Source organism: Acidimicrobiales bacterium (assembly GCA_036491125.1).
In the GTDB taxonomy this organism is placed as follows: domain Bacteria; phylum Actinomycetota; class Acidimicrobiia; order Acidimicrobiales; family AC-9; genus AC-9.
Map to the genome: position 1 here is coordinate 1 of DASXCO010000044.1, position 5,571 is coordinate 5,571.

Consider the following 5,571-nt stretch of genomic DNA (forward strand, 5'->3'; position numbering starts at 1 on the left):
GGGCACTGTGCCAACAGCCCCCAGTCACCCGCTGGACTGGGCAGCGTTCCCTTGCAAGCCGTCCTTCCAAGTATGTGACAGCGGGCGTCTGTTGGAAAGGAAAGAAGTTGTCCGAAGTGACGAATTTCCCATCTCGCCCCGCCGCCCTCCGGGCTGGCGTCGCAACCGATAGCTCCCCGCGCTCAGTATGAATGTCGGTACCGCTCGGGCCTAATGCTGGCCACTGCAGTCCCCAGACCCCGCTGCGCGCTTGCTGGACCCTGCTGCTGCGCTGTCTGGGTCGAATCGCCCGAGTCTGAGGCTCCGGGGGTTGTGTCGGGGTGCCAAGATTTGAACTCGGGGCCTCTTGACCCCAAGTGATGACCAGGCCGGGTCAGGGAGGTCCGACTCGTGGCGCCGGGTGCCGTTGAGCAGCTACCTCGCGTCATGGTCGCGACGGCGCTGGCAGCGATACCCGGTCATCGTTCGCCCTCGGCGACTGTCCCAGAACAATCGGCCACACTCTCCGTCGGCGCGTCACCGATATGTGCCGGTCGGGGACAGACGCCACGGAAGCCGAGCGCTCGCCCGCGGGCAACATAGACGTCGCGGGCCTGGGGATCGAAACAGATGGGGTGGTCCTGACCAAGGGAGAGGGTCGCCCCCTCAACGTGGATCTGCCTCATTGCGTCCGCTTGGGCGCCGTCACCTCCCCGATGGGTAAAGGGCAGGTCAGTGAGTAGGGGAGCTCCGGGCGTCCGGGAACGTTAGCGAACACTGGTCCAGGCCAATGTTTCTTAATGTCCCTAGGGGGCCCCGGGGGAGCGAGGGTGTTGACCTCGCTCATCTGAACTGGTCCTTCGCCGCCACGGCGCGCCTTGGCGCCTGTCGATGGATGACGTCTGCGAGATCACCGTGAACAGGCCCGAGATGTCGCGAACGTGCGCGAGAGAGGCAGCCCTGAGCCACTCCGATGTAAACCTCGCCGACGGTCGCGGAGATCACATTGTGTCGGGCGTCAACCTCGACACAATTCTCCCAGGTCGGCAGTGGTCGGAGCCGGCGATCCTTCGACGCGACCACCAGCGGGGTGGCTCCGCGGTCATAACGGCCCACCGCCCCTTTAGACGCCTCCCTCCTGCCACGGCGGCAGGAGGGTCACCCCTGGTCAACGAACCTTCCCCTATGCGGCGCTGGCTGGCTGCCTTGGTCGTCACCTTGGGGGTCACAGCCGTCGCGGCGCCGAACTCAGGCGCCAGCTCGACGTGCCCGACCCCCCGGTGCGTGGACACGGCTGTACCAGTGCCAGCCGGGCTAAACGTGACCGACATCACGTCAGGATCCTCCTGCCCGTCGGCTATGACCGTGGGCATCACCGGTACCCGGTGCTTTACCTCCTGCATGGCGCGGGCGACACCTACACGGCGTGGACAACGAAGACCGATGTCACCGCCTTCTCGGCGGGATTCCCCGTGATAATCGTGATGCCCGATGCCGGCCATAATTCGCTTGCCGGGTGGTACTCGAACTGGTTCGACGGCACTTATCAATGGGAGACGTACCACTTGGGAGTGCTTAGGTCGTGGGTCGACCACCAACTGCGGACAATTGTCGGCGACGATGCCATTGCAGGGCTGTCGATGGGAGGCTTCGGCGCCATGAGCTACGCGGCGCGCCACCCCGGGATGTTTCGGGCCGCCGCCAGCTTCTCGGGCGCAGTGGACACCCAATACGGTGCGCCGGCAAGCGGAGTCGTTTTCGACCAGCTCCGCAGTCAGTACGGTACGCCGAACGAGCAGGTGTGGGGCAATCAGCTGGCCGACGCTTCCACCTGGGCAGCCCACAATCCCACTGCGCTGGCCAGCCGGCTGGCGGGCACGCAGCTGTTCATCGCCTCGGGGACAGGGACGCCAGGTGGCAGTCAGGGGGAGGAGCCGACCAACCCGGGCGGATATGCCCTGGAGAACGGCATCTTCCAGATGAACCTCCAGTTCGTAAGGGCGTTGGACTCAGCGGGTGTACCACACCATGACGACTTCTATTTGGGCGGCATGCACGACTGGCCCTACTGGCAGGCTGACCTGCATTGGGCGCTGCCTCAAATGGTCGCGCTGCTCATGCGCCCGCACTGAGGCGGCGATGCAAACCTCGCTCAGGTTGTCGGAATCTCGTGAATCACCACGAGGTCGCTAGCGGCTAGGCGCCGCCGGACTCCAACAGCGTCCGCATCCGGGTCACCTCGGCTTCGATGTCCCGCTCTAGCCAGCTGTGCAGGAGCGGCTCAAACAAGCGGCCTGCTCCTTTGAAGTTGAAGCTGTAGCGATGGGTCACTCGCACGCCGGCAGGCGCCGGCGCGCAGATGAACTCGCCGTGGAACTCGACGAGTCGATCCCGCCAAGACGGCTCGTTGGTGACGTCGATCCGCTCTCTCGGTGTGAGCCGCATGCGCTGGGTGGCCGGCGCGGGCACGCCTCTAACTCGTGTCCACATTGAGGCGACGACCTCATCGCCGTGACGCTCCAATCGGCGAACTCGCCGAATCTTGTGGTCTACTTGGCGGTAGCGGTCGATGTCCATGACCAGACCGAGCACGTCCTCGGCCGTGGCGTCGATCTCTTGGGTAGCTTCCACGACGAACATGGCCGGCTCCGACACTATCTCGCGTGTGAGACATCGTGGTCGTTGGTGGCCCACGGGCCCGCACGCGTCGAATTGGGGCGACGTCTCCAGGCCCCCCTGAGTTCCTGACAAGGACCTGCGTTGTTGTGTTCGCAGGGGTGCGGGGCTGCCGACGCGCCAGCCCGCCCATAGGATCGAGGGGCATGGGGTCCTTGCCGCGGGTCACCGTCGTCGGGTCGGCGAACGTCGACCTCGTCGCCCGCTGCCAGCGGCTACCGCGGCCGGGCGAGACGGTCAGCGATGCCGTCTTCGAGCGCTTTGCAGGAGGGAAGGGAGCGAACCAGGCCGTCGCTGCGGCGCGGCTGGGCGCCCGTACGAGATTTGTCGGCCGCATCGGAAGCGACGACCTCGTGCTGCGCTCGCTGCAGTGGGAGGGCATCGACACTAGCGGCGTCGTGCGCGACGAGGGGGCGAGCGGCGTCGCCCTGATCCTCGTCGACAGCGACGGAGCCAACGTCATCGTCGTGGCGCCGGGGGCGAACGGGCGCCTCGAGCCGGGCGACATCGACGTGGGGGAGGCTGACGTGGTCATCTGCCAGCAGGAGATCCCTACCCCGGTGATCGCCGCCGCGGCCTCGGGGGCGCCCTTCTTCTGTTTGAACGCTGCACCGGCCCGCGGCCGCCTCGAGCTCGAACCCGACCTGCTCGTGGTCAACCGTTACGAGCACGAGGTTGTCGGCAGTCACAGAGGGCTCGTCGCGCTCACGCTCGGGGCCGAGGGGGCGGTGCTGCTCGAGGCCGGGAAGGAGGTGGCCCGCGCCGCTCCGCCCTCGGTCGAGGTGGTGGACGGCACCGGAGCCGGCGACGCCTTCTGCGCTGCCCTCGTCGTATCTCTTCTCGAAGGTCGGCAGCGCGGAGAAGGCCTCAGCCGGGCCTGCGCCGCTGGTGCGCTTGCCGCCTCGCGCACCGGAGCACAGCCGTCCTTGCCCACAACTGCCGAGATAGACGAGGTGCTCGGCTCATGACCCAGATCATCCTCGACTGCGACCCGGGCCATGACGACGCGATTGCACTGCTGCTTGCCCTCGCCAGCCCCGAGGTCGGGCTGCTTGGCGTCACCACGGTGTCTGGCAATCAGACGCTCGAGAAGACGACCGCGAACGCGATTCGTGTCCTCGACCATGTCGGGCGCGACGATGTCGTTGTCGCCGCCGGGGCGCCGAGTCCGCTCGTTCGCGAACCACACGTCGCCACCCAGGTCCATGGCGAAACCGGACTGGACGGTCCGAGCTTGCCACCACCAGGCCGGGGGCCCGAGCCCGAGCACGCTGTGGACTGGATCGCCGAGGCCCTCGCCGCGGCGCCGACCCCTGTCACCCTCGTTCCGACAGGCCCCCTGACAAACATCGCCCTCTTCCTCGCCCGCTACCCCGAGCTCGAGCCCAAGGTGGAGCGCATCGTATTGATGGGCGGCTCGATCGGGCTCGGCAACGTGACGCCCGCGGCAGAGTTCAACATCTGGGCCGACCCCGAAGCGGCGAATCGTGTCTTCTCGAGCCGACCCGAGGTGGCGATGCTCGGGCTCGATGTGACCCACAAGGCGCTCATGACACAGAGGCACGCCGACCTGCTCGCGGGGGCTGGGCGCGCCGGGAGGCTTGTCGCCGACCTGTACGGCTTCTACGCCCAGTTTCACCGGCGCCACTACGGCTGGGACGGGGCGCCCGTGCACGACGCTCTGGCCGTAGCCCTCGTGATCGCTCCGACGCTATTCGAGACAAGGCACTGTGGCCTTATTGTCGACACTGGTCCTGAGCTCTCGCGGGGCCGCACATACGTCGACCTTTGGGGCGGGATGGGCTGGCAGCCGAATTGTCATGTCGTGGTGGACGTCAACGTTGAGCGCTTCTTCGAGCTCCTCATCGAGCGGATCGTGGGTCTCGGTTGACAAGTCATCTCATTGGTCTGGCCCCAAGCGTGCCTCCCCGGCTGCTCGCTTGGGCTGAAGGTCAAATGTGGAGCGACGCCGGCGCGAAGGTCACCGTGCCTGATTTGAGCTGCACATGCCTGGCTCGCCAGCCGGGTTGTCCTCACCGTCGTCAGCTGCATTAACCCGACCGGCAGTACTCTGTCCGAAGTGACCGACTTCGACCACGTGGCGGAGGAGTACGACCGAATCGCGCCCGACTACCAGGAATCGAAGCTGCTCCCATTCCGCCTCCACGTGGAGGAGTACACGACCTTCAGGCTCCTCCCCGAGCTGACCGGACGATCAGTCGTCGACCTGGCCTGCGGTGAGGGCATATACACCCGCAAGCTCATGCAGCGGGGAGCCACTCGGGTGGTCGGGGTGGACATCTCCGCCGAGATGATCACCCTGGCCCGCCGGGCGGAGGCAGCCATGCCGATCGGCGTCGAGTACGTCCTGGCGGATGTGGCGACCGTCGATATCGATCAGCGGTTCGACCTCGCCTTCTGCTCCTACCTCTTCAACTACGCCCGCAGCCGTGCCGAGCTTCGCGCTCTCATCGAGAGCGTGGCCCACCTTCTCCGGCCTGGCGGCCTCGTCGTTGGCTCCAACGACTACCCCGACAACCCGCCAGCTCACTATGACCGGTATCGGCCATACGGCTTCGTGAAGATCGGCGCAGCCGAGCCGGTTGAGGGCAGCATCATCACCTACCGCTTCTTCAACCCCGACGGCACGGCGTTCGAACTCGACAATTACTACTTGCCGACCGCCGTCTACCGGGACGAGTTCACAGCAGCCGGCTTCACGTCGTTCGACTGGTTTATGCCTGAGGCATCCTCCGAGGGCCTGGCCGCCTTCTCCCCGGGCTTCTGGGACGCTTATCTCGAATGGCCGCCCATTGTCAGCTTCATGGCGACGGCCGGTGCGTGAGGCTGCGCCCGTCCTACACCTCGGGACAGACAAGACACGGCGCCTTGGCGCTACCGGCGCATCCGGCGAGC

General features: G+C 66.3%; 5 protein-coding genes. 4 read left to right on the plus strand and 1 reads right to left on the minus strand.

From position 1 onward, the window contains the following. Nucleotides 1-1,259: 1,259 nt before the first annotated feature. Nucleotides 1,260-2,111, plus strand: coding sequence for an alpha/beta hydrolase family protein (locus VGF64_03605; protein ID HEY1633819.1), 852 nt, complete (start codon nt 1,260-1,262; stop codon nt 2,109-2,111). Between the two features lie 64 nt (nt 2,112-2,175). Here the strand turns inward: VGF64_03605 and VGF64_03610 are convergent, their stop codons facing one another. Next, nucleotides 2,176-2,619, minus strand: a complete 444-nt coding sequence (locus tag VGF64_03610; GenBank protein ID HEY1633820.1) for an SRPBCC family protein — start codon at nt 2,617-2,619, stop codon at nt 2,176-2,178. A gap of 182 nt (nt 2,620-2,801) precedes the next feature. On the opposite strand from VGF64_03610, the gene VGF64_03615 reads away from it, so the two are divergent. From VGF64_03615 to VGF64_03625, 3 genes are all read left to right on the plus strand, one after another. Beyond that, on the plus strand, nt 2,802-3,623 hold the full coding sequence (locus tag VGF64_03615) for a ribokinase (GenBank protein ID HEY1633821.1): 822 nt from the start codon (nt 2,802-2,804) through the stop codon (nt 3,621-3,623). Then, a complete protein-coding gene (locus tag VGF64_03620; protein HEY1633822.1) occupies nt 3,620-4,546 on the plus strand; it encodes a nucleoside hydrolase in 927 nt (308 codons plus the stop codon). The genes VGF64_03615 and VGF64_03620 overlap by 4 nt, the downstream gene beginning before the upstream one ends. A gap of 189 nt (nt 4,547-4,735) precedes the next feature. After that, on the plus strand, nt 4,736-5,500 hold the full coding sequence (locus VGF64_03625; GenBank protein HEY1633823.1) for a methyltransferase domain-containing protein: 765 nt from the start codon (nt 4,736-4,738) through the stop codon (nt 5,498-5,500). Nucleotides 5,501-5,571 lie beyond the last annotated feature (71 nt).